This window comes from Sediminicoccus sp. BL-A-41-H5, from assembly GCF_050632405.1.
In the GTDB taxonomy this organism is placed as follows: Bacteria; Pseudomonadota; Alphaproteobacteria; order Acetobacterales; family Acetobacteraceae; genus Roseococcus.
In genome coordinates, this window is the sequence record NZ_CP192601.1 from 3,557,928 (window position 1) to 3,583,891 (window position 25,964).

The following is a 25,964-nucleotide window of genomic DNA, read 5'->3' on the forward strand; positions in this document are numbered from 1 at the left end:
ATCGCCGGGGGAACCCCGCGGCGGGTGACTTGGGCGCATAAACCTCTACCCTGTGGGAATGGCCGATGCGCGCGTGACCGCCGTGATCGTCGCCTCCGCGCTGTTCATGCAGAACCTGGACAGCGCGGCGGTGGTGACCGCCCTGCCCTCGATGGCGCGGGAGCTGAACGAGGACCCGGCGCGGCTGGGTGTAGCCATCACCTCCTATCTGGTGGCGCTCACGGTCTTCATCCCCGTCTCGGGCTATGTGGCGGATCGCTTCGGGGCGAAGCGCGTCTTCCTCATCGCCATCGCGCTCTTTGGCCTCTCCTCCGCTGCCTGTGGCCTGTCGAACAGCCTGGGCGAACTGGTGGCGGCACGCGTGCTCCAAGGCATGGCGGGTGCGATGATGGTCCCGGTCGGGCGCCTGCTCCTGCTCAGCGGCATCCGCAAGGATGAGATGCTGACGGCGATGACCTGGCTCACCATGCCGGCCATGCTGGGGCCTATCCTCGGTCCGCCGCTCGGCGGCATCCTGACGGACCTTTTCGGCTGGCGCAGCGTCTTCTGGATCAACCTCCCGGTGGCGGCTTTCGGCCTGGTGATGGTGGCCTGGAAGATCACGCCGCTGCCGCCGGCCAATCCCGGCCCGCCGGACCTGCGCGGCCTCGCTCTGGTGGGCGGCGCGCTGGCCGCCGCCATGGCCGGCATCGAGACGGTGGGGCGCGGCGTGCTGCCCGACCACTGGCCCGGCGCGCTGCTGGCGCTGGGCGGCGTGCTGGGCTGGCTCGCCATCCGGCATTGCCGGCGGGTGGAGAAGCCCGCGCTCGACCTCACGCTGCTGCGCCATGCGAGCTTCCGCCACGCCGCGCTCTCCGGCAGCCTGTTCCGCATGGGGGCGGGGGGCGTGCCATTTCTCGTGCCCATGCTGCTGCAGGTGGGCTTCGGCTGGGGCGCGACCGAGGCCGGCTTCGTCGCCTTCGCCACCGCCATCGGCGCCTTCGCCATGAAGCCGCTGACGCGCCCCATCCTGCGGCGGTTCGGCTTCCGCAACGTGCTGATCGGCAATGGCCTGCTGGCCGCCGCCGGCGTCGCGATCGGCGCCGCCTTCACCCCCGCCTGGCCCATTGCGGCCATGTTCGTGGTGCTGGCCCTGGGCGGCCTCTTCCGCTCGCTGCAATTCACCGCGCTGAACACGCTCGCCTTCGCCGACCTGCCGCGCGAGAAACTCAGCGCGGGCACCAGCTTCTACGGCACCGCCCAGCAATTGCCGCCGGCGCTCGGCGTGGTGCTGGCCACCACCTCGCTGGAGGTGAGCCGCAACATGGCGGGCCATGAGGCGCTGCTGCCGAGCGACTTCACCGCCGCCTTCCTGATCGCGGGTCTGGTGGTCTCCTCCGCGAGCCCGCTCTTTGCCCGCCTGCCACGCGATGCGGGGGCGGAGGTCAGCGGGAAGCGCTGACGCCGGTCAGCGCGGCACCAGCGCGGGGTTGGTCAATTCGCGCAGGATCTGCTCCTCGCGCCGCGCATCCTGGCCGACGGTGCCGGCGGCGGGCGGCGGCGTCGCACGGCTCGGCGCGCTCTGGCTGCGGCCCGTCTCCTCGCGGAAGATCTCCGCCTCGCGCCGCGCATCCTGGCCGGGCGTCGCGTTCAGCGCGGGCGGCGGCAGCGTGCCGGGCGCATTGGGGCTCTGGCCCATCAGCTCGCGGTAGATCTGGTCCACCGCCTGGCCCTGGTTCTGCTGTGCCTGGGCAGGAACCGCCAGAAGCGCGAGCCCGAGCAGCAGGAGAAGCGACGCCCGCGGGCGCGTGACGGTGTTCATGCGGGTCTCCGACGAAGATGCTGCCCTGAGCCTACCAACATCCCATGACAATCACAGGGGGCTCACTCGGCCGGCGCCGGGCTCGGCCCCTCCACCTTGCCGCGCCCGCGGCTGAAGCGCCGCGCCAGCCCGTCGAAGCCCAAATACAGCACCGGGGTGACGAAGAGCGTGAGTGCCTGGCTGACCGCAAGCCCGCCGATGACGGCAAGGCCCAGCGGCTGCCGCAGCTCGGCCGCGGCCCCCCATCCCGCCGCGATGGGCACCGCGCCGGCAGCGGCGGCCAGCGTCGTCATCAGGATGGGCCGGAAGCGCAGGATGCAGGCATGCCGCACCGCATCGCGCGGCGCCTCGCCCGCGCGCTGCCGTTGAAGCGCGACATCCACCACCATGATGGCGTTCTTCTTCACGAGGCCGATCAGCAGCAGGACGCCGATCACCGCGATCACCGAGAGATCGAGGCCGAAGAGCCACAGAGTGGCGAAGGCGCCAAGTGCGGCCGCCGGCAGGCCGGAGAGGATGGTCAGCGGGTGGATGAAGCTCTCATAGAGCACGCCCAGCACCACATACATGATCAGCACGGCGGCGAGCACGAGCGCGCCCTGGCCCGCCAGCGCCTGCTGGAACACCTGCGCCGAGCCGGAGAAACCCGAAACGATGGTGGGCGGCAGGCCCATCTCGCGCTCCACCGCGCGGATCGCATTCACCGCATCGCCCAGCGCCACGCCGGGCGCCGTGTTGAAGCCGATGGTGACGGCCGGCAACTGCCCCTGGTGGCCCACGGTCAGCGGGCCCGACCGCCGCTCGATGCTGGCCACGGCCGAGAGCGGCACCAACCGGCCCGTGATGGAGCGCAGATAGAGCTTGGCGAGGCCCGTCTCATCCCGCTGGTCCTCGGGCAACGCCTCCAGGATCACGGGGTATGCATTGGCCTGCCCGTAGATCGTGCTGATCTGGCGCGAGCCGAAGGCGGAATAGAGCGCCTGGCGCACCTGCTCGACCGAGACGCCGAGCGCGGTGGCACGATCGCGGTCCACATTCACCATCACCACGGGGCTATCGAGCTGGAGGTCGGTGTTCACATCCTGCAATTGCGGCAGCTGCGCGAGGCGCGCTTCCAGGCGTGGCGCCCAGTCATATAGCTCGTCCAGCCGCAGCCCCTGCATCGTGTAGATGTAGAGCGTGCGCGTCTGCCGCGCCCCGAAATTGATGTTCTGGATGGGCTGGAGGAAGACGCGCATGCCCGGCACGCCCGAGGCCTGGCGCCGCAGTTCCTGCAGGATGGTCGTGATGTCCGGCCGCTGGCCGCGCGGCTTCAGCTCCACGAAGAGCCGGCCCTGGTTGATCGAGGCCGAGCCGCCCACTGCCCCCACGGTTGCGACCACGCTGTTCACATGGGGCGAGGCGGAGAAGATCTGCGCGATGCGCTGCTGCTTCTCGGCCATCGCCTCGATGGAGGCGCCGCGCGGCCCCTCGGTGTTCACGATGACGAGGCCGGTATCCTCGACGGGGAAGAAGCCCTTGGGCAGCTTCACCGCCATCCAGCCCGCGCCCACCAGCGAGGCGAGGAAGAGCGCCCAGATCACCAGCCGGAAGCGCAAGGCGAGGTCGAGCAGGAAGGCGTAGCTCCGCTCGATCAGCACGAAGCCGCGCTCCAGCGTGCGGTCGAGCAGGCCGGGCGCCTTGTGCTGCCCCTTCATGCGGCTTGCCATCAGCGGCGTCAGCGTCAGCGAGACGATGAGCGAGGCGATGACGGCGAGGCTGACGGTCGCCGCGAAGGCGTTGAACACGCGGCCCACCACGCCGCCCATCAGCAGGATGGGCAGGAAGACCGCGATGAGCGAGAGCGTGATGGAGAGGACGGTGAAGCCCACCTCCTTCGCACCCCGGATCGCGGCGGCGACGGGATGCATCCCCTCCTCGATGTGACGGACGATGGCCTCCAGCACCACGATCGCGTCATCCACGACGAGGCCGACGGCGATGGTGAGGCCCAGCAGTGTCACATTGTCGATGCCGTAGCCCAGCGCGTACATGAAGCCGAAGGTGATGCAGAGGCTGATCGGCACGGCGATGCTCGGGATCAGCGTCGCCGTCAGCCGCCGCAGGAAGAGGAAGCAGACCAGCACGACGAGGCCGATCGCGATCAGGAGCGATTCCTGCACGTCATGCACGGCGTCGCGGATCGAGCGGCTGCGGTCGAGCATGACGCCGAGGCGGGCACCCGGCGGCAGCGCGGATTGCAGCGCCTCGACGCTGCGCAGCACGCCATCTACCACATCCACCGTGTTGGCGTCGGGCTGGCGCTGGACGGCGAGCACCAGGGCGCGCTGACCGTCCCGCCAGCTCGCCACGCGCTGGTTCTGCACGCCATCCGCCACTTCGGCGATCTCGGAAAGGCGGATCGGCGCATTGGCGCGGCCAGCGACGACGAGGTTGCTGAACTGTTCGGCATTCTGCGGCTGATCGGTGGCGCGCAGCGTCAGTTGCTGCCGGGCGCCGCTGAGCAGGCCGACCGGCGCGTTGGAATTGGCCTGCTGGATGGATTGCTGCACCGTGTCGAAGGCGAGGCCCATGGCGGCGATGCGGTCGGGGTCGAGCTGCACGCGTACGGAGAACAGCTGCTCGCCATAGGTCACCACCTGCGCGACACCCTGCACGCGCGAGAGGGCGGGAGCGATGATGGTGCTGGCCACGTCGTTCAGCCGGTAGAGCGGCACGTCGCCGCCCGAGAGCGTCAGCAGCAGCACCGGCGCATCGGCGGGGTTCACCTTGCGGTAGCTGGGCGGCACCGTCATCTCGATCGGCAGTCGCCGCTGCGCGCGGGTGAGCGCGGCCTGCACGTCCTGCGCCGCGCTGTCGATGTTGCGGCCGAGCTGGAACTGCAGCGTGAGGTTCAGCGTATCCTGCCCCGAGGTGGAGCTCATGCTCTCCAGCCCCGCGATGGTGCTGAACTCGCGCTCCAGGGGAAGCGCCACCGAGGTCGCCATCGTCTCGGGGCTGGCGCCAGGGAAATTGGCGAAGACCGAGATGACCGGGAAGTCCACGCGCGGCACGGCGGCCACCGGCAGGCGCGTATAGGCGATGGCGCCGGCCACCACGGCCGCGATGGTCAGCAGCAGCGTCATCACCGGGCGGCGGATGCAGAGCTCCGAGATGTGCATGGCGCGCGCCCCTCAGTTCGCGGCGGAAAGCCGCTGCGGCGCCGGCGCGGAGGGCGGGGCGTTGCGCTCCGCCGCGCGGGCACCCTCGGTCACGCGCTGCGCACCGTCCACGATGATCTTGTCCCCCGCCGTGATCTCGCCGCGCACCACGGCGCGGTCCCCTACATTGCGCACCAGCTGCACCGGCCGCCGCCGCGCCGTGCCATCGGGGGCGAGGACGAAGATGTAGCGCCCCTGCTGGCCCGTCTGCACCGCGGCGGAGGGGATGGAAATCGCATCCTGCTCGATGGTCGGCACCACGGTCACGCGCACATATTGGCCCGGCCAGAGCGCGCCTTCGGGATTGTCGAAGCGCGCGCGCAGCTGGATCGTGCCGGTCGCCACATCCACCGTGCTGTCCACGAAGACCAGTGTGCCCTGCGCGGGCGGTCCCGTCTCGCCATCGCCCAGCGCCTGCACCGGCACCTCGCCCGCGTTCAGCGCCGCGCGGATCTGCGGCAGCCAGCGCTCGGGCACGTTGAACTGCACCAGGATGGGGTTCATCTGCGTGATCGTCCCCATCGCCACATTCTCGGCCTGGCGGACGAAATTGCCGGCGCGCAGCGGCAGCACGCCGAGCTTGCCGTCCACCTCGGCGATGATGGTGGCGAATTCGATGTTGAGTTTCGTCTGCTGGATCAGCGCCTCGGTGGCGCGCGCATTGGCGACGGCGGCCGCCGCCTCGGCCGTCGCCTGCTCGAAGCGCTGCTGCGCCGCGAAGCCCTCGCCGCGCAGCGACTGGTAGCGCACCGCATCGGCCTGGAAGCGGACGATCTGCGCTCGGTTGGCGGCGAGTTGCGCCTCCTGCTGCGCGAGCAGCGCCTGGTTCAGCCGGGAGTCCAGCGTGAAGAGCACCTGGCCGCGCCGCACCAGCTGCCCCTCGGTCACGTGCACCTGCGTGATCTGCCCATCCACCCGCGTGCGGATGGTGACGACGCTCTCGGACACCACGGTGCCATTCGCCAGGATCTCGATCGGCATGGCGCCCACGCGTGCCGGTTCCGTGGTGACCGGAATGCCCGGCTGGGCGGCCGCAACCAACGGCAGCAACAGCACGAGGATGAGGGGAACAAGGCGCGAAAACATGGGGTGACCGGCTCCGATCAGGCAGGACGCAGCGAGCCCGCGCCGCGGGCCGCAGGATGCGAGCGATTGAAGCGCATCCTCCCGAAAAGCCGAGTGACAACGCGGCAAGGTTACCCTTCGTCACCCCGGGTTCTTCTGTGACTTCAGGACAAAACGTGCATGATGTTCTGGTTGAGGAAAGGAAGGCGTCGCATGGTTCGCTGGCTGGTTGTGCTTGCCCTGTTCTTCACACTTCCGGCCCAGGCCTTCGACCTTCCAGGCCTCTCGCGCGATTCCGGCCAGTATCGCGAGCAGTTGGAGCGCCGCTTCCCCGCCGGCGGCACGGCCCAGCAGCGCCAGGGCGCCGAGCAGCGCGCCGCCGCGGCCGAACGCGCCAACAACTGGCAGAATGCCGCCCAGGCCTGGGAAGAGCGCGCGGGCCAGGGCGAGATGACGCCCGCGCAGTGGCTGGCGCTGGCCCGCGCGCAACTCCGCCGCACCCCGCCCGAGCCCGCCCGCGCCATCCAGGCCGCCTGGCAGAACTTCATGATGGTGCCCGCCGGCCCGCCCGAAATCCCCTCGCTGCTCGTCATCGCCGAGGCACTGGGCCGCATGGACCGCCCGGCGCAGCAGATCGCAGCGCTCGAGGCCGTGCTGCAGCGCGCCCCCAATGATGCGCGCTACACCGAGGCGCTGGCCCAGGCGCGCCGCGCCGCCGGCCTGCTCGTCACCCGCGTGAACACCGAGAGCGAGGCCGAGCCCCCGCGCGCCTGCCTGAGTTTCACCCTGCCGCCCGCCCGCCGCCAGGACTGGCAGCCGCAGGACTGGATCCGCGCCGAGCCCGCCATCTCCGGCCTCGCGATCACGCGCGACGGCGATTCGCTCTGCGCCGTCGGCCTGCCGCATGGCCGCACCACGCGCCTCATCCTGCGCGCCGGCCTGCCCGGCGAGGACGGGCTGCGCCTGAACCGCGACACGGCGCTCAACATCGCGATGCCGGACCGCGCGCCCCGCATGGCCTTCGACAGCCGCGCCTTCCTGCTCGCGCGTGGCCAGCAGGCGCGCGTTCCGCTCGCGCTGATGAACATCTCGGGCGTGCAACTGCGCATCATCCGCGTGGCGGAGCGCAACCTCGTGCCACTGACGCGCGACTGGCGGCTGGGCGAGCAGATGGATTCCTGGACGGCCCAGGACCTCCAGGAGAGCTGGGGCCGCGTGGTCTGGGAGGGAGCGGTCGAGGTGCCGCGCCACCCGACCAACAGCCTGCAGCGCATCGCCGTCCCGGTGCCGGATGCGGTCCGCACCGCCGGGCCCGGCCTCTATGTGATGGTGGCGCAGCCCAATGACGGCACGCGCAACGCGCCCGGCCTCGCCACCGCGCAGCCGCTGATCGTGACGGACCTCGGCCTCACGGCCTGGCGCGGTGCGGGCGGCCTCGCGGTTCAGGCGCGGCACCTGGGCGATGCGCGGCCCGCCGGCGGCGCCCGCGTGGCGCTCATGGCCCGCAACAATGAGATCCTGGCCGAGGCCGAGACCGGCCCGGACGGGCTGGCCCGCTTCGCCGCCGCCCTGCTGCGCGGCGAGGGGCCGATGGCGCCCGTCGCCCTGCATGCCAGCACGGCGGATGACCTGGTGGCGCTCGACCTCGAAGCCGCGGCCTTCGACCTCTCGGATCGGGGCGTCGCCGGGCGCCCGCATCCCGGCCCGCTCGACGCCTTCCTCTGGCTGGATCGCGGCATCTACCGCCCGGGCGAGACGGTGCAGGCCATGATGTTGCTGCGCGATGTGGCGGGGCAACCGGCCAACCTGCCGGTGCGCCTGCGCCTGCGCCGCCCGAACGGGCAGGTGGCGGCCGAGACGGTGCTGCGCGATGGCGGCCATTGGCCCGTCACCCTGCCCGGCGCCGCCCCCGCCGGCGCCTGGAAGATCGAGGCGCTGGCCGACCCCAACGCCCCCCCGGTGGGCGAGGTGACGCTGCGCGTGGAGGCCTTCGTGCCCGAGCGCCTCGCCGTCGAGGTCGGGCCCGCGCCCGGCCCGCTCACCCCCGGCCGCCCCCTCGAAATTCCGGTTACCGCGCGCTTCCTCTATGGTGCGCCGGGCTCCGGCCTCACCGGCAACGCGCAATACCGCCTGATCACCGAGCGCAGCCCTTTCACGGCCTTCCAAGGCTTCCTCTTCGGCCTGGAGGACGAGGTCTTCGCGCCCGACATGCTCTCGGCCGAGCTGCCCGAGACCGATGCGCAGGGCCGCGCCACCCTCTCGCTCAGCCTGGAGCGCGCGCCGGACACGACGCGCCCGCTGCGCGCCGAACTGACGCTCCAGGTGGAGGAGCCGGGCGGCCGGGCGACCAGCGCGCAATTGCCGCTGGCCGTCGCCGGCGCGCCGCGCCTGATCGGCATCCGTGGCCCGCAATCGGTGGATGCCAATGCCGAGGCGGGTTTCGAATTCGTCATCGTGAACCCCGCTGGCCAGTCCCAGGCCGGCCAGCTCAACCTGCGCCTGGTGCGCGAGCGGCCCGACTGGCGCATCGTCATGCGCTCCGGCCAGGCGCGCTACGAGACGGTCTGGACCGATGAGCCTGTGGACACGGCGGGCCTCGCCGTCACGGCCGATGCGCCGGGCCGCTTCACCCGCAGCCTTCCCTTCGGCCGCTACCGGCTGGAAGCGCAGGAGGCGGGCGGCATGGCGTTGGCCTCGGTTCGGTTCCGCTCCGGCTGGGCCGGCTCGGAAGCGGCCGAGGTGCCGGACAAGGTGGATGTCGCGGCAGACCGCCGCAGCTATGCGCCCGGCCAGCCCGTCACGCTGCGCATCACGCCGCCCTTCGCCGGCCGCGCCAGCCTCGCCATCCTGACCGACCGCCTGTTGGCGCTGCGCGAGATCGAGGTGCCGGCCGCGGGCGCCGAGGTCACGCTGGAGGCCGACCCGGCCTGGGGCGCCGGCGCCTATGCCGCCGTCACCGTCTTCCGCCAGGGTCAGGCCAGCGAGGCCCCGGGCCGCGCGCTCGGCCTGACCTGGCTGCAGATCGACCCCGCCGCGCGGCGGCTCGAGGTCGCGATCGGCGGAGAGGAGCGCGTGCGCCCGCAGCGCCGCGTGACCATCCCGGTCAGCGTCACGGGCGGCCAAGGCGCGGTGCTTCTGACCCTGGCCGCGGTGGATGAGGGCATCCTGCGCCTGACGCGCTTCGCCACGCCTGATCCGCTGGCGCATTACGCCGGCCGCCGGACGCTGGGCACCGATATCCGCGACGATTACGGGCGGCTGATCCGCCCCGGCGATGGCACGCTCGCCGTACTGCGCCAGGGCGGCGACGAGCTGGGCGACCTCGCCGGGCTGCGCATCCCGCAGCGCAATGTCGTGCTGTTCAGCGGTGTGGTGACGACCGATGCCCAGGGCCGCGTCGAGATTCCGCTCGAAATCCCCGATTTCGCGGGCGAATTGCGCCTGATGGCCGTCGCCTGGGATGGCGCGCGCGTCGGCTCCGCCGCCCGCGCGCTGGTGGTGCGTGACGCCGTGCTGGCCGAGGCGATCCTGCCGCGCTTCCTCGCCCCCGGTGACGAGGCGAGCATTTCCGTCCTGCTGCACAATCTCGAGCTCCCGGCTGGCGAAGTGAGCGCCACGCTCACCGCCGAGGGCGCCATCGCGCTTTCTGGTCCCAACCGCCTCGCCGCGCGGCTCGCCACCGGCGCCCGCGCGCAGCCCACGGCCACGCTGCGCGCCAATGGCCCGGGCGAAGGCGTCCTGCGCCTGGCCATCGCCGGCCCGGACGGCTTCACCGCGACGCGCGAGGCGCGGATCGAGGTGCGCTCCTCCCGTGCGCCGCTCTCGATGGCGAGCGTGATCGAGATCGCGCCGGGGGCCGAGGCGCGGCTCGTGGCCGATGCCGCGCGCCTCCTGCCCGGCTGGCGCGCCACCGCGCGGCTCGGCACGCCCGTCCGCTACGATGCCGAGGGCATGCTGCGCGCGCTGGAGGCCTTCCCGCTGGCCTGCCTGGAGCAGCTCTCCTCCCAGGCGATCGGCCTCGCCGCCGCCACCACCGAGGCGAGCATGCCCGCCCAGGCGGCCCGGCTGCAGCGCGTGGTCGATGGCGTGCTGGCGCGGCAGCGCTTCGACGGCAGCTTCGGTCTCTGGTCCGCCCAGGGCGAGCCGGAATACTGGACCTCCGGCTTTGCGGTCGAGGCGCTGCTGCGCGCCAAGGCGGCCGGCGCCGCCGTGCCCGATGCGGCGCTGGAGGCGGCGCTGGTCAACCTCTCCGAACGGCTGGAGGAGACCAACCCGACCGAGCCCGCCGAATACGCGGCCCAGGCCGCTCGGCTCAGCGCGCTCTCCATGGCCGGGCGGCACCGGCTGGGCGCCGCGCGCCGGCTCATGGAAAGCCTGGACCGCCTGCCCACGCCGCTGGCCCGCGCGCAGCTGGGCGCCGCCTTCGCCCGCGCGGGCGATGCCGAGCGCGCCACGCGCGCCTTCACCGCGGCGCTCGCGGCACCCGCCCGGCGCGACTGGATCTACGACTATGGCAGCGGCGCACGGGATGCGATGGCGATCCTCGTCCTCGTGCAGGAAAGCCGCATGCCGGCCGCGATGCTCGCCACGGCGCTGGGCCGCCTGCCCGGGCCGGAACTCACGCCCGCCCTGGCCTCCACGCAGGAGCAGGCCTGGGCCGTGCTGGCCGCCGCCACGCTCGGCCGCGACGGCCGGCCGGTGCGCGCCACCCTCGACGGCACGGCGCTCACGGGCCGCGTAGTGGATGCCACGGCGGGCGGCACGCTGCGCAACCTCGGCGATGCGCCCCTGCCGGTCAGCCTGACCGTCACCGGCATTCCCACGGAGGCGCTGCCCGCCGGCCGCAACGCCATGCAGATCCGCCGCCGCTTCCTGAACCTCGACGGAATGGCGCTGAACCTGGACCAGCTGCGTTCCGGCACTTCCTTCATCATGGTGATCGAGGGGCGGGCGGAATCCAGCCAGAACCATCTGGCCATGATCAGCCAGGGCCTGCCGGCGGGTTGGGAGGTGGAGGCGCGCCTCGGCCCCGGCCCGGTGCCGGGCCTGCCCGGCCTGGGCGAGCTGCCTGAGGCCGATGCGCAGCCCGCGTGGGATGACCGGGTGGCGGCGGCCTTCACCTTCTCGCCCGAGCAGCGGGAATTCCGCCTCGCCGTGCGGTTGCGCGCCGTGACGCCGGGGCGCTTCGAGCTGCCGGGGGCGGAGGTGTCGGACATGTACCGCCCGGCCTTCTTCGCGCGGCAGGCGGCGGGGCGGATCACCATACAGCCCTGACCCGGCCAGGCCTGATCAGGCGTTCAGCAGCCGCTCCACGAGCGCGCGCTGCGCCGGCCCCTCGCCGCGCTGCAGGCCGGGGTGCATCCCGTCCAGCACGCGCACGCCCCGCGCGGCGGCGAGGTCCCGCGGGAGGCCCGGCGGCGCCACCAGGGCATCGCCCGGCGCCATGATGGCAGGGCCTTCCGGCGGCGGCTGGTCGGGCAGATCCAGCTTTTCCCAGGCCCAGCCATGCGCGGTGATCCAGCCCTCACCCGCCTGCGCGCAAGGTTCGGGCCGCATCTGGCCGAGGCCTTCGCGCAGCAGCGCCATCAGGCCCGGCTCCAGCCCTGTGAGGCCGGTGTCCAGCCAGAGGCGTGGCTGGCGGGCGCCGGGGAAGGTCGCGGCCAGCGCCAGCCCCGCCGCCGCTGCATCCCGCGCCGAGAGCGGCAGCTCCCGGCTCGCCGCCAGCATCTGCGCCAGTCCCGCCTGGGGACCATGGATGTAGGAATGCTCCAGCACGGCGGCATAGGCGGCGGCCACGCGGTCCGGATTCAGCTCCCGCAGCGCCCAGCCGCGCGCGGCCGCCCCCATCTCGGCGCGCAGCGCCCCGTCACGGCCGATTTCGAGCAGGGCGGCGGCGAGTTCGGCCGTCTCCGCCGGCTCGCCGATGAGGCGGCAGCCCGAGCGCTCCATCTCGGCCATGGACCCATGGCGGTTGGAGATGAGGGGCCGGCCCGCCATCAGCACATCCTTGGCAGCGGCCGAGGTCTCGCCCCGGCTGCCACGCCGGAGCTGCACCGCGATGTCGCAGGCGGCGAGCCAGGTCTGGTAGGCGCCGGGCGGCACCCGCCCCGTCACGCTGACGCGCCCGGCGAGGCCCTGGCGCTCCGCCGCGGCGAGAAGCGGCGCGCTGCCATCCTGCGCCTCGCCCACGAAGACCAGGCGCGCGGCGGGCAGCGCCCGCGCCAGGCCGGCGAAGCCGGCCAGCACGCGTTCGGGCAGTTTCTGCGGTGTCACGATGCCGAAGGAGGCGACGACCAGCTCCTCCTCCGCGAGGCCGAGCGTGGCCCGCGCCGCCTCGCGCGGCGGCAGCGCCACGGGCTGGCGCATCAGCGGCAGGACATGGGCGTGGGCGAGCGCGGCATTGCCGTACTGCACCTCCAGCAGCCAGCGCGCATGGCCGGAATGCAGGACGAGCCCCAGCGCCTCGGCCATGGGGCCCGCGCTGCCGGCCAGCTCGAAATTCGCGAAGAGGGCGGGGTAGCCCTCCTCCCGCGCCACGCGCGTGGTGCGCGGCTCCGGCGCGTCGCCGCGGCGGTCGAGCCAGTTGCGGAGGTCGGTGATAGCGGCCTCGTGCAGCGTCACCACGCCCGGGATGCGCGGCAGCAGCTCCTGCAGGATGCGCGTGTGCATCGGGTTGTTGCCGACGTGATAGAGCACGCGATCGAAGCGGCCGCCCTGCTCGGCGAAATCCTCCTCGCTCATCCAGGGCAGGCGCCCGGCCAGCGCGCCGTCGGGCGGCGCGGCGCTGACCAGCGTGACGGCGTAATGCGCGGCGAGCGCGGGAGCGAGTTCGGCGGTGTAGTCGGCGATGCCGCTCGGCGTCGGCGGCAGGGGCGAGACGATGGCGAGGCTCTTCCGCCGTGCGATCCGTCCCTTGGGCGCTACGGGCCGCGCGCCCTCGAAGGCCGCCCAGGCCTCCGCCGCCACGCGATCCCAGCTGAAGTCGCGCGCGCGGCGCGGGCCATAGGCGGCGAGGTCGGCGCGCAGCTCGGGCGCTTCCAGCAGGCGCTGGATCAGGTGGGTCAGCCCCGCCGCATCCTCCGGATCGAACAGCGCGTCGCTGCGGGAGAGCACCTCGGGCAGGGCGGAGCGGTTGCTGGCGATGCAGGGCGCGCCGCAGGCCATGGCCTCCAGCAGCGGCAGGCCGAAGCCCTCCGCCAGGGATGGCATGACGAAGAGGCCGGCCGCGGCATAGAGGCCGGGCAGGTCGGCATCGGGGATGAAGGGCAGGCAGGTGAGTTCATGCTCGGCGACACCCGCGCCGCGCGCCATCTCGCGCAGATGCGCGGGGTTCACATGGCCGATGGCCAGGCGATGCCGCGCGCGCAGCCCCTCGGGCAAGCCGGCATAGGCGCGCAGCAGCACGCCCTCGTTCTTCCGGAAATCGCCGGCGCCGAGATAGAGCAGGTAGCCCTCGCTCAACCCATGGCGCTTCAGCAACGCCTCCCGCGCGGCCGGATCGGGTGGCGGTGGCGCGAAGCCGGGCGAGGCGCCGCCGCCCACCACCACCACGCGCTCGGGCGGCAGCGCCAGGTGGCGCAGCACCTCGCTGCGTGTCGCCTCCGAATTGGCCAGCAGCGGCGCGCAGGCGGCGAGTTCGTCCAGGCAGCGCGCATACCAGGGAACCAGCCCCGCCTCGCGCCAATGCCCGTCGAGATAGGTCTCGCGCAGCGTCATCGGGATCAGGTCATGCACCGTCGCCGCGATGCGTGGGCGCTCCAGCTCCGCCGGCCAGGTGGTGACGACATCATGCCGGAACCCCTCGAAGACCGAGCCGAGATGCAGCAGGTCGGGTGCTGCGGCGCTGATCACCTCGGCGCGCAGATTCTCGGTGAGGCGGCGCAGCGGCGCCTGGGGGTGCAGCCCGGCGGCGCAGCCCTCGGGCGCGGTCCAGCGCAGGATGCCCTGTGCCCCCAGCAGCGGCGCGAATTCCGCCGCCAGCCGCGCTGCCGAATCGGCGAGGCGCATGTTCAGCAGGATCTGCACCTCATGCGGCCCGCGTCCGCGCACCAGAGCGCGCGCCAGTTCCAGGCTGTAGCGGCCGAGCCCGGCATGCCGCGCCGCGCCCTGCACGCCCTGGAGGTCGAGCAGGAGGCGCATCAGACCTTGCGCGAGGTGACGAGGCGCAGCGCCGCCCGCCCCGCCTCGCCGCCCGGCAGCGGCGTCGCGGGCTCGGCGCTCTCGGCGCGCAGCCTCGCCTCCAGCATCGTGAGGCGCGTGGCGGAGAGAGCATGCGCGGCCCCGCCTTCAGGCAGCATCACGGATTCGATCATGGCCAGCCGCGCGGCCATGTCGCCCTCGGCCGCCCATTGCAGCGCGGCGAGGCGGATCGGCGGCACGCTCCGATCCTCCATCTCCAGCGCGATGCGGGCATGGCCCTCGGCGTCCGTCGTGAGGGCCAGCGGCAGCAGCAGCGCGCCGCCGCCCTCGGGCAGTTCGGTCAGGCCGCCCGGGTGGCGCAGCCGCGGATGCGGGCCGGTGCGGACATGCAGGTGCAGCAGCACGCGGATCTCGCCCGCCGCCTCGGGCGGCAGCGCCAGGCGCAGCACCGCATCGGGCGCCAGCGCGGCGACGCCCTGGCCATGCGCCGTCTGGCTCCAGCCCTCGGCGAGCAGGGCGAGCCAATCCTGCGTCGCGGCGGCGGGGCCGAAGATCACGGCGCGGCCGGGGGCGAGGCGCGGCGTCTCATGCGCGGCGGCGGCGATCTCGCTCAGCGCCACGCGGATGGGCCGGTGCTCGCCGTCCGGCGGCGGGTGGGTCGGCCCGTCCACGACGAGGCGCAGCGTGGCGGGGCCAGCGGGCACGTCCAGCGCCAGCATCGTCTCCTGCCCCGGTTCGATCTCGGCCCATTGCAGCGGGCCGTCGCCCAGCCCGATGCCGGCGCGGTTCTCCATCGCCCAGGGTGCGGCGCGCAGCCGGAACCAGAGGCGCAGCGGCGCCGCGCAATCCAGTTGCAGCGTGCCCGAGGTGCCGATGAGCCAGGAGCCCGGTGGCTCCGGCGGCTCGAAGCCCGCGCCCAGCACTAGCAGATCGCCCAGCGCCCCACCTGGCGCGAAGACGAGGCTCTGGCCTGGGGCAAGGCGCCGGGCCTCGGGCGCCGCGCGCTGCGGCGGCGGCGCGGCCATGCAGCGCGCGAGTTCGTCGAGGAAGTGGCGCGTCACATCGGGCCAGCCGCGGGGCGTGAAGCCCGCGCGCAGCCGCGCCTCGGCGGCGGCCAGCGCTGCCCGGTCCGTCACGAAATACCGCACGCGCTCCGCGATGCTGCGCGGGCTGTAGGCGTCAATGGCTTCGGCGAAGCCGCCCGCCGCTTCGGGCGTCGCACCTTCGAGGGCCGCGAGGCAGAGCTTGCCCAGCGCCAGGGATTCGCCCACCGGCAGGCCCCAGCCCTCGGTGAAGGAGGGGAAGATGGTGAAGAGGCAGCCGCGATAGAGCCCCTCCAGCTCGGGGTCGGAGACGCCATGCACCAGGCGCACGCGGCCGCCGAGGTAGCGCGTCGCCTCCAGCTGTTCCATCAGGTCGGTCACGCGCCAGCCGGGGCGGCCCACCAGCACCAGCGCCGGCGGGGCCATCCCTTCGCGCAGCAGGATCTGCCAGGCCTGGAACAGCGCCAGATGGTTCTTCCGGGATTCGAAGGTGCCGACGCAGAGGACGTAGTCCAGGCCCTTCAGGTCCCGCACCGCCTCGGGGAAGGCCTCCGCATCCGGCTTGTCCGGCGGGCTGATGCGGTGCGCGAGCGGCACCGGGCGGATCGGGATGGGGGGCGCCTCGATGGCGGTGAGCTGGCGGCCCAGCTCGCGGGCGGTGAATTCCGAGATGGTGAGCGCGAAGTCCCAGAGCCCGGCGCCCTCCTCCAGCCCCTGGCGGAAGGCGGCGACGGTGCCCTCGCTGGTGTGCTCGGGATGGGTGAGGGGGATGAGGTCATAGACCAGCACGCCGATGCGCAGCCCCGCCGCGCGCAGCCGCGCCAACGCCGAGGGCACGCCCGCCCAGAACCAGAAGGCGCCCATGATGAAGAAGACCCGCGCGGAGGCGAGGTGCGTCGGCTGGGCGCGGTCCATGGCGCCATGGACCAGCGCCTCGGCGCGCAGCGCGTCATGCGGCTCATGCAGGCAATAGGCGATGATGGCGGCGATGTCCTCGCGCGCGAGCGTCCAGAGCGGGCCGAAGCGCTCGGCCAGGAAGACGAAGCGCGCCTGCTCCGCCGCCGCGGGGTCGGCCAGGATGCCCTCGGCGAGGCCGAGCTGGACGCGCTGGATGCCGGTGGCGCGGCCCGTGTCGCGCACCATGGTCAGCAGGTCCGTCACGTCGTGCAGCTGGGGGCCGCCGGGCGTGCCCTCCTCGGGGGGCGCGCCGCCGACGCGGCGGATGGTCTGCCAGTTCCGCCGCTCGGGCGCGAGCCGGAAGGCCTCGCGCGCGGCGGCGATGGCGGCGTTCCGCCGGCCCGCCTGGAGCATCGCCTCGGCCAGGGCGCGATGCGTCGCGGGATTTTCCGGCGCGCGCGCGACATCCATCTCCGCCTCGCGCAGGCGCTCGAGGGCGAGGCGCTCACGCTCGGAAATCTGGCGCGCCGCGACGCCGGCCGGGCGCGGGCGGACCTCGATGCCGCCGAGTGCCGCGAGTTCCTCCGCCGCGTGGTTGATGGGGGCGAGCTGGTCGGAGAGGGCATAGGCCGCGGCGGCCTCTTCCAGCCGGCCCTGGAGCTTCAGCGCGTGGCCGAGCTGGAGCGCGATGTCATGGTCGCGCGGCTGGCGCTCCTGCGCGGTGCGATAGGCCTGCTCGGCCGCTGGCAGGTCCCCCGCTTCCTTGCGGGCATGGCCCAGCTGCACCCAGAGGGGCGCGTCTTCCGGCTGGAGGGCGAGGTAGCGTTCGTACTGGAGCGCGGCCTCGGACCAGTCCCGCCGGTCGCGCGCCGCATCGCCCGCCCGGCGCGCCGCCAGCGCGGCCATGCGGCGCCTCGTCCGCTCCCGTTCGGCGGCACGCGCGGCCAGAAGGCGGGAGAGAAAGGCGAATGGGTTCAAGCCGATGCTCCGGGGGATGGACCCTCAATCCCCCGGAGCGGTGCGCCTCGTCAAGCGCGCGCGGCTCAGCCGCGCCGGTTCACCAGCGCGTCATAGTCCTTCATCAGCGTCTCGGTGATGGCGCCGGGCGTGAAGTCGTGGCTGCCGATGCGGCGCACCGGCGTCACCTCGGCCGCGGTGCCGGCGAGGAAGACCTCGCTCGCCTTGGGCAGCTCATCGGGATGGATCACGCGCTCCACCACCTTCATCTGGCGCTTGCGGGCCAGGTCCATCACGGTGCGGCGGGTGATGCCGTCCAGGAAGCAGGTGGGCTTCGGCGTATGCACCTCGCCATCCATCACGAAGAAGGCGTTGGCGCCGGTTGCCTCGGCCAGGTCGCCCTTCCAGTCGAGCATCATGGCGTCGTCGGCGCCCTCATCCATGGCGGCCTCCTTGCTCATGGTGCCGATCATGTAGAGGCCGGCCGCCTTGGAGGCGGTGGGCGCCGTCTCGGGGTGCGGGCGGCGCCACTTGGCCATGGCGAGGTTCACGCCCTTCATGCGCTGCTCCACGCCGAAATAGGCGCCCCATTCCCAGACGGCGATGGCCACCTGCACGGTGGTCGCCTTCGCGGCCACGCCCATCTCCTCCGCGCCGCGCCAGGCGATGGGGCGGACATAGGCGTTGGTCAGCCCGTTGCGACGAATCGTCTCGTTGCAGGCATCATCGATCTGCTGCGCGGTATAGGGGATCTCGAAGCCGAGGATCCGGCCGGACTGCAGCAGGCGCTCGGTGTGCTCGCGCAGCTTGAAGATCTCGCCGGCATAGCAACGCTCGCCCTCGAAGACGGCGGAGGCATAATGGAGGCCATGGGACAGGACGTGCAGCTTCGAATCGCGCCAGGGGCGGAATTCGCCATTCCACCAGATCACGCCGTCGCGATCATCGAAGGGAACCAGGGCCATGTGTGTCCTCCTTGGCGCCAAGAGAGACCCGAACGGAATGCCGGGGGGTGGATAGGCGCATCATCCTGTCGTTTTGCAGTCTCAATGTAGAATGACCGCAAAGAATGTGTCAATGAAGCTGACCGAAAACGGAATCATGGCTGCCATGCCGGAAACACTGAAGTCCGAACTCTCCCGTCCCGAACCCGCCCGCCCGGAGCCTTCCCGCCCGCCGGGCGGCACGCGCAGCCTGCTCTTCCTGCGCGAGGAGGAGCTGCGCCTCGCGCAGGACCTCCTCTATTTCGGCTATCGCGATTTCACCGCGGGGGCGGACCGCATCCTCGCCACCCTCGGCATGGGCCGCGCGCATCACCGCGTGCTGCACTTCGTCGGCCGCGCGCCGGGCATCAAGGTGGGCGAGCTGCTCGCCATCCTCGACATCACCAAGCAGTCGCTGGGCCGCGTGCTGCAGCCGATGATCGAGCAGGGCTATGTCCATCAGGCGCCGGGCGTCACCGACAAGCGCCAGCGCCTGCTCAGCCTGACCGAGCAGGGCGCGGCGCTGGAGCGGCGCCTCTTCGATGCCCAGCGCGAATGGGTGCTGCGCGCCTATCGCGAGGCCGGGCCCCAGGCTGTGGAAGGCTTCCGCCAGGTGATGCGCGGCCTGATGGGCCCCGAGGCGCGCGCCCAGTTCGAGGCGCTGGAGCGCAGCGCCGCCCCAGGCCGCACCACGCCCACCTTCTCCCCCAATTCCGGAATCGCGAGCCGAGGAGGCTGACCCATGGCCGAGACCAGCGCCGACATCCTGGTGGTGGATGACGATGCCCGCCTGCGCGCGCTGCTGCAGCGCTTCCTGACCGAGCAGGGCCACCGCGTCGCCGTGGCCGGCGATGCGACGGAGGCGCGCGCGGCCATCGAGGCCATGGCCTTCGACCTCCTGGTGCTCGACGTGATGATGCCCGGCGAGACCGGCCTGCAACTGGCCGAACATCTGCGCCGCGAGGGGCATGAGACGCCCATCCTCATGCTCACCGCCCGCGGCGCGCCCGATGACCGTGTGGCCGGCTTCGAACACGGCGCGGACGACTACCTGGCCAAGCCCTTCGACCCGCGCGAACTCGCCTTGCGCATCCGCACCATCCTGCGCCGCGCCGCGCCGCGCGCCGCCCCCGCCGCCCTGCCCGAGGGGCCCATGCAGCTGGGCCAACGCTGGTTCGACGCCGAGCGCTGCGAGCTGCGCGGCCCGGACGGCACGCAGCGCCTGACGGGGGGTGAGGCCGCGCTGCTGACGGCGCTCGCCCGCCGCGCGGGCGAGGTGCTCTCGCGCGAGGAGATCGCGGTGGCCCTCGGCACGCCCGATGCGGGTGAGCGCAGCGTGGACGTGCAGGTCACGCGCCTGCGCCGCAAGATCGAGGCGGACCCGCGGGAGCCGCGCTTCCTGCACACCATCCGGCACAAGGGCTATGTGCTGAGGCCCGGTCCTTGAGAGAGGGGGCCGTGAGTGAGGGCGTCCTGAAGCCCGCGGCGAAGCGGCCCGACAAGTCGCTGCTGCGTGGCCTGGGCGGGTTTCTGCCGCGCGGCCTGCTGGCGCGCACGCTGCTGATCATGCTGTTGCCGCTGGTGGTGCTGCAGGGTGTGGCGCTGCAGCTCTTCTACGGCGGGCATCTCGACGTCATCTCCCGCCGCCTCTCCGCCGGCCTTGCGGGCGATGTCGCTTTCGTGGCGAATCTGGTGGACCAGGCGCCCGAGGCCATGCGCGGGCAGATCCTGCGCGAGGCCAATTGGCGCCTCGGCCTCTCGCTCGGCTTCGAGCCGGGGCAGCTGCTCGGCACACCGCCTGCGCGCGCCGCCTGGATGCCCTTCCTGCCGCTGGAGGAGGATCTCGACCACGCGCTGCGCGAGCGCATGAGCTTCGCCTTCGACGCCGATTGGCACAGCGACCCGCAGGCCATCGTCATCCGCGTGCAGACGGGCACGGGCCTGCTCTCGGTGGAGGCGCCGCGCAAGCGGCTGTTCAGCACCACGCTCTACGTCTTCGTGCTGTGGCTGGTGGGTTCCGCGCTGCTGCTGGCGGGCATCGCCATCATGTTCATGAAGAACCAGGTGCGCGCCATCCGCAGGCTGGCCGAAGCCGCTGAATCCTTCGGTCTCGGCCGCGATACCGCCCCCATCAAGCCCGAGGGCGCGCGCGAGGTGCGTCAGGCGGCACTCGCCTTCAACGCCATGCAGGGGCGCATCCTGCGCTTCGTCAGCCAGCGCACCGAGATGCTGGCCGGCATCAGCCATGACCTCCGCACGCCACTGACCCGCATGCGGCTCGCCATCGTCATGCTGCCGCGTTCGCCCGAGACGGCGGAGGATCTGGAGGCACTGAACCAGGACCTCGAGGAGATGGAGCGGATGGTCGAGACCTATCTCGCTTTCGCGCGCGGCGAGAGCATCGAGGCGCCGCGCCCGTCCGACCTCGTGGAACTCGTCGAGGAGATGGCGGCCAAGTCCCGCCGCAGCGGCGCCGATGTGAGCACGACGCTGCCGGAGGTGCTGATGCTGCCGCTGCGCGCCGATGCGCTGAAGCGCGCGCTGGGCAACCTGCTCGACAATGCGCGGCGGCACGCGAAGCGCATCGCGATCGGCGTGGCCGAGGTGCAGGAGGCCGGCCGCCACTGGGCGGAACTCACCGTGGATGATGACGGCCCGGGCATCCCCGCGGCCGACCGCGCCGAGGCCTTCCGCCCCTTCAGCTCCGGCTCGGCCACCGGCACGGGGCTGGGGCTGGCCATCGCGCGCGACATCGTGCGCGCCCATGGCGGCGAGATCCTGCTGGAAGAGAGCCCGATGGGCGGGCTGCGCGCACGCATGCGGCTGCCGATGTGACCGCATGGCTGGGCTGCGCCCGGCACCCTGCAACCATGCGAGGCGCAGAGCCAAGTCACTGACATATCCGGAGGGTTTGGCGCATGGCGCAAAAGCAGCTTCACCTCGGGGCCTTCATGCGGCCCGTCGTCATCCACACCGGCGGCTGGCGCTATCCGGGCGCCTGGCCGGACGCCAATTTCAGCTTCCCCAAGCTGAAGGCACTGATCCAGGCGCTGGAGGCCGCGAAGTTCGACGCCTTCTTCATGGCCGACCACCTGGCTCTGCTGAACATGCCCATCGAGGCGCTGCGCCGGAGCCACACGGTGACGAGCTTCGACCCGCTGACGCTGCTGCCCGCACTCGCCGCCGTGACCGAGCGCATCGGCCTCATCGCCACCGCCAGCACCACCTACAACGACCCCTATCACGTGGCGCGCAAATTCGCCTCGCTCGACCACATCTCCAACGGGCGCGCGGGCTGGAACCTCGTCACCACCGCGAACCCGGACGCCGCACAGAATTTCGGCCATGACGCGCACATGGCGCATGGCGAGCGCTACAAGCGCGCCCGCGAGTTCTACGACGTGGTCACTGGCCTGTGGGACAGCTTCGCCGATGACGCCTTCATCCGAGACGCGGAGAGCGGGATCTTCTGGGACCCCGCGCGCATGCATGTGCTGAACCACAAGGGCGCGGAGCTTTCCGTGCGCGGGCCGCTGAACGTGGCGCGGCCGGTGCAGGGCTGGCCCGTCATCGTGCAGGCCGGCGCCTCGGAGGCAGGGCGGCAGATTGCGGCCGAGACGGCGGAGATGGTCTTCGCCGCAGGCGGGCCCATCGCCGAAGCGCGCGCCTTCTACGCCGATGTGAAGCGCCGTGCCGTGGCGCTGGGCCGCAACCCGGATCACCTGAAGATCCTGCCCGGCGCGCTGGTCGTGGTGGGGGCGACGCTGGAGGAAGCGCGGGAGAAGCGCGCGCGGCTCGACCGGCTCGTGCATTACGAAAGCGCGCTCGGCGCGCTGTCCATCGCGCTCGGCTTGGATGCGCGCGGCTTCGACCCGGATGGCCCGCTGCCCGAGATCCCGGAGACGGAGGGCGGCAAGTCGGGCCGCGAGCGCGCCATCGCCATGGCGCGGCGCGACAACCTGACCGTGCGGCAACTGGCGCAGCGCCTGGGCGGCTATGGCGGCGCGGCCATCGTCGGCACGCCGGCCAGCATCGCCGACGAGATGCAGGAATGGCTGGAGACGGAAGCCTGCGACGGCTTCAACGTCATGTTCCCCTTCGTACCCGGCGGCCTGATGGAATTCACCGAACAGGTGGTGCCGGAATTGCAGCGGCGCGGCCTGTTCCGCACGGAATATGCGGGCACGACCCTGCGCGAGCATCTCGGCCTCCCGCGCCCCGCGAACCGCTTCTTCCCGGACTGACCTCAGCCCGCGAGTCGGCGCGCCGTCTCCTGCACCTGGGCGGTCTTGTCGGCGACGCCGGCCGTGGCGGAGGCGATCTCCTCCAGGCTCTGGTTGACCGCGGCCACCGCCCCGGCCGCGGCCTGCATGTTGGCCGACATGTCGCGCGTCACGTCGCTCTGTTCCTCCACCGCCGAGGCGATGCCGGCGGTGATGGCGTCGATCCGCGCGATGGCCTCGGTGATGGAGGCGATGGCGCCCACCGCGCCATCCACCGCGCCCTGCACCTGGCCCACCTGGGCGCCGATCTCCTCCGTCGCGCGGGCGGTCTGGGCGGCGAGGCCCTTCACCTCGGAGGCGACCACGGCGAAGCCCTTGCCGGCCTCGCCCGCGCGTGCCGCCTCGATCGTCGCGTTGAGCGCGAGCAGGTTGGTCTGGCCCGCGATCTCGGTGATCAGCCCGACCACCTGGCTGATGCGCCCGGCCGCGGTGACGAGGTCCCCCACCATCTGCCGCGCGCGCTCCGCCTCGCCGGTCGCGGCGGCGCTGGAGCGGGAGGCGTCGCCGATGCGGCGGCTGATCTCCATGACGGAGGCGGCGAGCTGCTCCGCCCCGGTGGCCACGGCCCGCACACTGGCCGCCGTCTCGCGCGAGCGGCCGGCGGCGGCCTCGGCATTGGTCCGGGCGAAGGAGACGCTGCCGCCGACGCCCTGCAACTCGGCATCCACCTGCCGGCCCAGGATGTTGCGGCGCTCGCGATCCTGCATCTGGGCGGTGATGTCGGTGGCGAATTTCACCACCTTCACGGGCTTCCCGGTGATGTCGGGGATCGGGGTGTAGGTGGCCTCGATCCAGATCTCGCGGCCGCCCTTGGCCAGGCGGCGGAACTGGCCCTGGCGCGCCTCCCCGCGCGCCAGGCTCGCCCAGAGCTCGGCATAGGCGGGCAGGGCCGCCTCCGCCGGGTCCATGAAGAGGCGGTGGTGGCGGCCGCGCACCTCGGCGATGTCGTAGCCGGTCGCGGCCAGGAAATTCGCGTTGGCGTCGAGGATATGGCCGTCCAGCGTGAAGCTGATCACCGCCTGGGTGCGGCTGATGGCCGCCAGCAGCCGGGCATCCTCCGCGGCCTGTAGGGCGTGCCCCGTCATGTCGGTCGCGAGCAGGATGACGCGCCCCCGCGGCCCGCCCACCGGGCAATAGACGCCGTGCAGGCGCAGCTCCCGTCCGCCCGCGCCGATGCAGCGGAATTCGCGCTCGCCCGTCATCATCGGCTGCGAGGGCGCGGGCGGGAGCGGATGCAGCACCTCGCCATGGGGGCGGCCGCGCAGAGCCTCCTCCGTGACGCCCAGGCGCTCGAGGAGAGCGGCATTGGCAGAGAGGATGCGCCCGTCTGGCGCCAGGGTCAGGGTCAGATGCCCGGCCCTGATGGCGGCCAGCTCGGCGGCGGGCCGTGCGGAAAACAGACGAAGAAGCGCCTTCACCATCAATGCTGGCCCTGTTGCGAGGAGCCTGCCGCCCAGGGCAGGTTTCTCGCCGCAACTAGGGCGGGCCGGTGAAGGCTGGGTTAAGCGCGCCCGCTATTCGACGCGGCCGATGCGCTGCACCGCGCGCACGAGACGCGCCGAATCCTCGGCGAAGAAGCGCGCGAACTCCGGCGCGTCGAGATAGCGCGGCGGCGAGCCCGCGGTCTCGAAGGCGCGCAGCAGCTCCGCATCCTGCATGGCGGCGCGCAGGCTCTCGCGCAGGCGGAGTTGGATGGCGGCGGGCGTCGCCACGGGCGCGAAGAGCCCGGCCCAGATGTAGAACTCCACCTCCGGGAAGCCGGCTTCCATGAAGGTCGACACCTCGGGGAAGGCAGGTGCGCGCTCGCGCCCCCAGCAGGCCAGCACGCGCAGCCGGCCGGACTGGACATGCTGCGTGACCGTGCCCGGCGCCGTCGCCAGCGCCTGGATATTGCCCGAAAGCAGGGCGGTGATGGCCGGCCCGGCGCCCTGGAAGGGCACGTGCAGCAGCCGGATCTGCGCGGCGGAGGCGAACATCTCCATCGCCACATGCAGCGTGCCATAGGCGCCGGAGGAGCCGTAGGGGATGTCGCTCGGCCGGGCGCGCGCGGCGGCGACGAATTCCGCGAGGTCACGCCAGGGAGCGCCCGCCGGCACGGCGAGCACGGTCGGGTCGGCATTGACCAGGCCGATGGGCGCGAACTGGTCCACCGTGTAGGGCGGCGCGCGGCCGAAGAGGCGCTCGGCCTCCGGGATCACGGCCAGCGACGAGAGCGCCATGAGCAGCGTCTGGCCATCCGGCGCCGCGCGCGCGACGAAGCCCGAGCCGATGGCCCCCGCGCCGCCCGGGCGGTTCTGCACCACCACGGGTTGGCGCAGGTTGCGCTCCATGGCGGCGGCCACCGGGCGTGCGGCGAGGTCGGCCTGGCCCCCGGGCGGGAAGCCGACCACCATGGTGACGGGGCGGGTCGGAAATTCGGCTGGCTGCGCTGCGGCGGCGCCCGGCAGCAGGGCCAACAGGCCGCGACGATCCAGCCTCATGCGGCGGCGGCGGTGTCGCGATCGTCGGTGAGGCGGGTGGGCTGCTGCGGGGCTTGGTCCCGCGGCGGCTCATAGAAGGCGGCGGCGCGTTCGGCCCGCTCGGGCAGCGTGCAGATCTGCGTGGCCGTCAAGGGACGACGCCGCAGCATGGGCAGGGTGCTGGGTCCGCGCAAAATCTTTCCTCCCACCGAAGGTTGTCACGCAATAGTCGCAAAAACGGTTTCAGGCCACTCGATTCTCAAGGATTCCAATTCCTGGAACCTCGATCCGCACCACATCGCCCGAGGCGAGGAAGCGCGGCGGCGAGAAGCCGATGCCGACACCGACCGGCGTGCCGGTGGCGATCACGTCGCCCGGCTCCAGCGTGATGCCGGCACTGATGGCCTCGATCAGGGTCGGAATGTCGAAGATGAGGTCGCTGACCGAGGCGTGCTGCCGCTGCTCGCCATTCACCCAGGTGGTGAGCGTGAGCTTCGCGGGGTCGGGCACTTCGTCGGCGGTGAGGATGGCGGGGCCCATGGGGCAGAAGCTGTCCAGCCCCTTGCCCAGCACCCATTGGCTGTGGCGCTTCTGCAGGTGCCGCGCGGTGACGTCGTTGATGATGGTGTAGCCGAAGACGTGCTTCAGCGAATCCGCCTTGGCGATGCCGCGGCCACCCTTGCCGATGACGACGCCGAGCTCGCCCTCGTAGTCGAGGCCGCCGGTCGGATCGAGATGGCCAAGGATGGGCTCGCCGGTCGCGATGATGCTGGTGTGCGGCTTGCTGAATACGACGGGGAAGGGGGGCACCACATCCTTGGCGCCGCCGTCGAAGCCGGAGCCCGCGAATTCCTTGGCGTGCTCATGATAGTTCTTGCCGACGCAGAAGACGTTCTTCGGCGTGCGCGGGATCGGCGCCAGCAGCCGCGCCTCCGGCACCACCGGCGCGGCGCCGATGGAAGGCATGCGCCCCGAGGCGATCAGCCCCAGCATGTCGCGCGGCAGGGAGGCGTCGACGGCGGTGATGTCGCGCACGGCGCCCGAGGAATCCAGGGCGCCGACGCGGGCGCCCATGCCATCGGTGAACGTCACAAGCCGCACGTGTCATGCCCCCGTCACATTGAGTGGCGGGGGTGA

At 72.4% G+C, this 25,964-nt stretch carries 16 protein-coding genes; 6 read left to right on the forward strand and 10 right to left on the reverse strand.

Going from position 1 to position 25,964, the window contains the following annotated elements:
• Positions 1–58 precede the first annotated feature (58 nt).
• A complete protein-coding gene (locus ACQ860_RS17425) occupies positions 59–1,441 on the forward strand; it encodes an MDR family MFS transporter (RefSeq protein ID WP_431304603.1) in 1,383 nt (460 codons plus the stop codon).
• Positions 1,442–1,447: 6 nt separating this feature from the next.
• On the opposite strand, the gene ACQ860_RS17430 is transcribed toward ACQ860_RS17425, so the two are convergent.
• The 3 genes from ACQ860_RS17430 to ACQ860_RS17440 form a co-directional block, all read right to left on the reverse strand.
• The gene (locus ACQ860_RS17430) at positions 1,448–1,801 is read right to left on the reverse strand and encodes a hypothetical protein (RefSeq protein ID WP_431304604.1); all 354 of its coding nucleotides are present in this window, start codon (positions 1,799–1,801) and stop codon (positions 1,448–1,450) included.
• 62 nt (positions 1,802–1,863) lie between these two features.
• Positions 1,864–4,962, reverse strand: a complete 3,099-nt coding sequence (locus ACQ860_RS17435) for an efflux RND transporter permease subunit (protein WP_431304605.1) — start codon at positions 4,960–4,962, stop codon at positions 1,864–1,866.
• Between the two features lie 12 nt (positions 4,963–4,974).
• The gene (locus ACQ860_RS17440) at positions 4,975–6,087 is read right to left on the reverse strand and encodes an efflux RND transporter periplasmic adaptor subunit (protein ID WP_431304606.1); all 1,113 of its coding nucleotides are present in this window, start codon (positions 6,085–6,087) and stop codon (positions 4,975–4,977) included.
• Positions 6,088–6,279: 192 nt separating this feature from the next.
• On the opposite strand from ACQ860_RS17440, the gene ACQ860_RS17445 reads away from it, so the two are divergent.
• A complete protein-coding gene (locus ACQ860_RS17445) occupies positions 6,280–11,340 on the forward strand; it encodes an alpha-2-macroglobulin family protein (RefSeq protein ID WP_431304607.1) in 5,061 nt (1,686 codons plus the stop codon).
• Positions 11,341–11,355: 15 nt separating this feature from the next.
• Here the strand turns inward: ACQ860_RS17445 and ACQ860_RS17450 are convergent, their stop codons facing one another.
• The 3 genes from ACQ860_RS17450 to ACQ860_RS17460 form a co-directional block, all read right to left on the reverse strand.
• On the reverse strand, positions 11,356–14,205 hold the full coding sequence (locus ACQ860_RS17450) for a glycosyltransferase (RefSeq protein ID WP_431304608.1): 2,850 nt from the start codon (positions 14,203–14,205) through the stop codon (positions 11,356–11,358).
• On the reverse strand, positions 14,205–17,123 hold the full coding sequence (locus ACQ860_RS17455; protein ID WP_431304609.1) for a glycosyltransferase: 2,919 nt from the start codon (positions 17,121–17,123) through the stop codon (positions 14,205–14,207). Before ACQ860_RS17455 ends, ACQ860_RS17450 begins: the two co-directional genes overlap by 1 nt.
• Positions 17,124–17,188: 65 nt before the next feature.
• Positions 17,189–18,067: a branched-chain amino acid aminotransferase gene (locus ACQ860_RS17460; RefSeq protein WP_431304610.1), complete on the reverse strand. Its 879-nt coding sequence runs from the start codon at positions 18,065–18,067 to the stop codon at positions 17,189–17,191.
• Positions 18,068–18,179: 112 nt separating this feature from the next.
• On the opposite strand from ACQ860_RS17460, the gene ACQ860_RS17465 reads away from it, so the two are divergent.
• The 4 genes from ACQ860_RS17465 to ACQ860_RS17480 all read left to right on the forward strand — a co-directional run bounded on the left by ACQ860_RS17465 (position 18,180) and on the right by ACQ860_RS17480 (position 22,329).
• Positions 18,180–18,824, forward strand: coding sequence for a MarR family winged helix-turn-helix transcriptional regulator (locus ACQ860_RS17465; RefSeq protein ID WP_431304611.1), 645 nt, complete (start codon positions 18,180–18,182; stop codon positions 18,822–18,824).
• A gap of 3 nt (positions 18,825–18,827) precedes the next feature.
• Complete coding sequence (locus ACQ860_RS17470; RefSeq protein ID WP_431304612.1) at positions 18,828–19,532, forward strand: response regulator; 705 nt, start codon at positions 18,828–18,830, stop codon at positions 19,530–19,532.
• Between the two features lie 11 nt (positions 19,533–19,543).
• Positions 19,544–20,920 carry an ATP-binding protein gene (locus ACQ860_RS17475; RefSeq protein WP_431304613.1) on the forward strand — a complete coding sequence of 459 codons (1,377 nt, stop codon included), beginning with the start codon at positions 19,544–19,546 and terminating at the stop codon, positions 20,918–20,920.
• 83 nt (positions 20,921–21,003) lie between these two features.
• Positions 21,004–22,329 carry an LLM class flavin-dependent oxidoreductase gene (locus ACQ860_RS17480; RefSeq protein WP_431304614.1) on the forward strand — a complete coding sequence of 442 codons (1,326 nt, stop codon included), beginning with the start codon at positions 21,004–21,006 and terminating at the stop codon, positions 22,327–22,329.
• A 2-nt stretch (positions 22,330–22,331) separates the two neighbouring features.
• Here ACQ860_RS17480 and ACQ860_RS17485 read toward each other — a convergent pair whose 3' ends face one another.
• The 4 genes from ACQ860_RS17485 to ACQ860_RS17500 form a co-directional block, all read right to left on the reverse strand.
• Positions 22,332–23,786 (reverse strand): methyl-accepting chemotaxis protein, encoded by a 1,455-nt coding sequence (locus ACQ860_RS17485; RefSeq protein WP_431304615.1) that lies wholly within the window; start codon positions 23,784–23,786, stop codon positions 22,332–22,334.
• A 96-nt stretch (positions 23,787–23,882) separates the two neighbouring features.
• Positions 23,883–24,848: a tripartite tricarboxylate transporter substrate binding protein gene (locus ACQ860_RS17490; protein ID WP_431304616.1), complete on the reverse strand. Its 966-nt coding sequence runs from the start codon at positions 24,846–24,848 to the stop codon at positions 23,883–23,885.
• Positions 24,845–24,997, reverse strand: coding sequence for a hypothetical protein (locus ACQ860_RS17495; RefSeq protein ID WP_431304617.1), 153 nt, complete (start codon positions 24,995–24,997; stop codon positions 24,845–24,847). The genes ACQ860_RS17490 and ACQ860_RS17495 overlap by 4 nt, the downstream gene beginning before the upstream one ends.
• A gap of 73 nt (positions 24,998–25,070) precedes the next feature.
• Positions 25,071–25,928 carry a fumarylacetoacetate hydrolase family protein gene (locus ACQ860_RS17500; protein ID WP_431304618.1) on the reverse strand — a complete coding sequence of 286 codons (858 nt, stop codon included), beginning with the start codon at positions 25,926–25,928 and terminating at the stop codon, positions 25,071–25,073.
• Positions 25,929–25,964: the final 36 nt, after the last annotated feature.

Excerpts from the sequence above, each read along its gene's own strand:
- ACQ860_RS17425 (WP_431304603.1), top strand. The coding sequence starts at position 59 with ATGGCCGATGCGCGCGTGACCGCCGTGATCGTCGCCTCCGCGCTGTTC.
- ACQ860_RS17430 (WP_431304604.1), bottom strand. The coding sequence starts at position 1,801 with ATGAACACCGTCACGCGCCCGCGGGCGTCGCTTCTCCTGCTGCTCGGG.
- ACQ860_RS17435 (WP_431304605.1), bottom strand. The coding sequence starts at position 4,962 with ATGCACATCTCGGAGCTCTGCATCCGCCGCCCGGTGATGACGCTGCTG.
- ACQ860_RS17440 (WP_431304606.1), bottom strand. The coding sequence starts at position 6,087 with ATGTTTTCGCGCCTTGTTCCCCTCATCCTCGTGCTGTTGCTGCCGTTG.
- ACQ860_RS17445 (WP_431304607.1), top strand. The coding sequence starts at position 6,280 with ATGGTTCGCTGGCTGGTTGTGCTTGCCCTGTTCTTCACACTTCCGGCC.
- ACQ860_RS17450 (WP_431304608.1), bottom strand. The coding sequence starts at position 14,205 with ATGCGCCTCCTGCTCGACCTCCAGGGCGTGCAGGGCGCGGCGCGGCAT.
- ACQ860_RS17460 (WP_431304610.1), bottom strand. The coding sequence starts at position 18,067 with ATGGCCCTGGTTCCCTTCGATGATCGCGACGGCGTGATCTGGTGGAAT.
- ACQ860_RS17465 (WP_431304611.1), top strand. The coding sequence starts at position 18,180 with ATGAAGCTGACCGAAAACGGAATCATGGCTGCCATGCCGGAAACACTG.
- ACQ860_RS17470 (WP_431304612.1), top strand. The coding sequence starts at position 18,828 with ATGGCCGAGACCAGCGCCGACATCCTGGTGGTGGATGACGATGCCCGC.
- ACQ860_RS17480 (WP_431304614.1), top strand. The coding sequence starts at position 21,004 with ATGGCGCAAAAGCAGCTTCACCTCGGGGCCTTCATGCGGCCCGTCGTC.
- ACQ860_RS17490 (WP_431304616.1), bottom strand. The coding sequence starts at position 24,848 with ATGAGGCTGGATCGTCGCGGCCTGTTGGCCCTGCTGCCGGGCGCCGCC.
- ACQ860_RS17495 (WP_431304617.1), bottom strand. The coding sequence starts at position 24,997 with ATGCTGCGGCGTCGTCCCTTGACGGCCACGCAGATCTGCACGCTGCCC.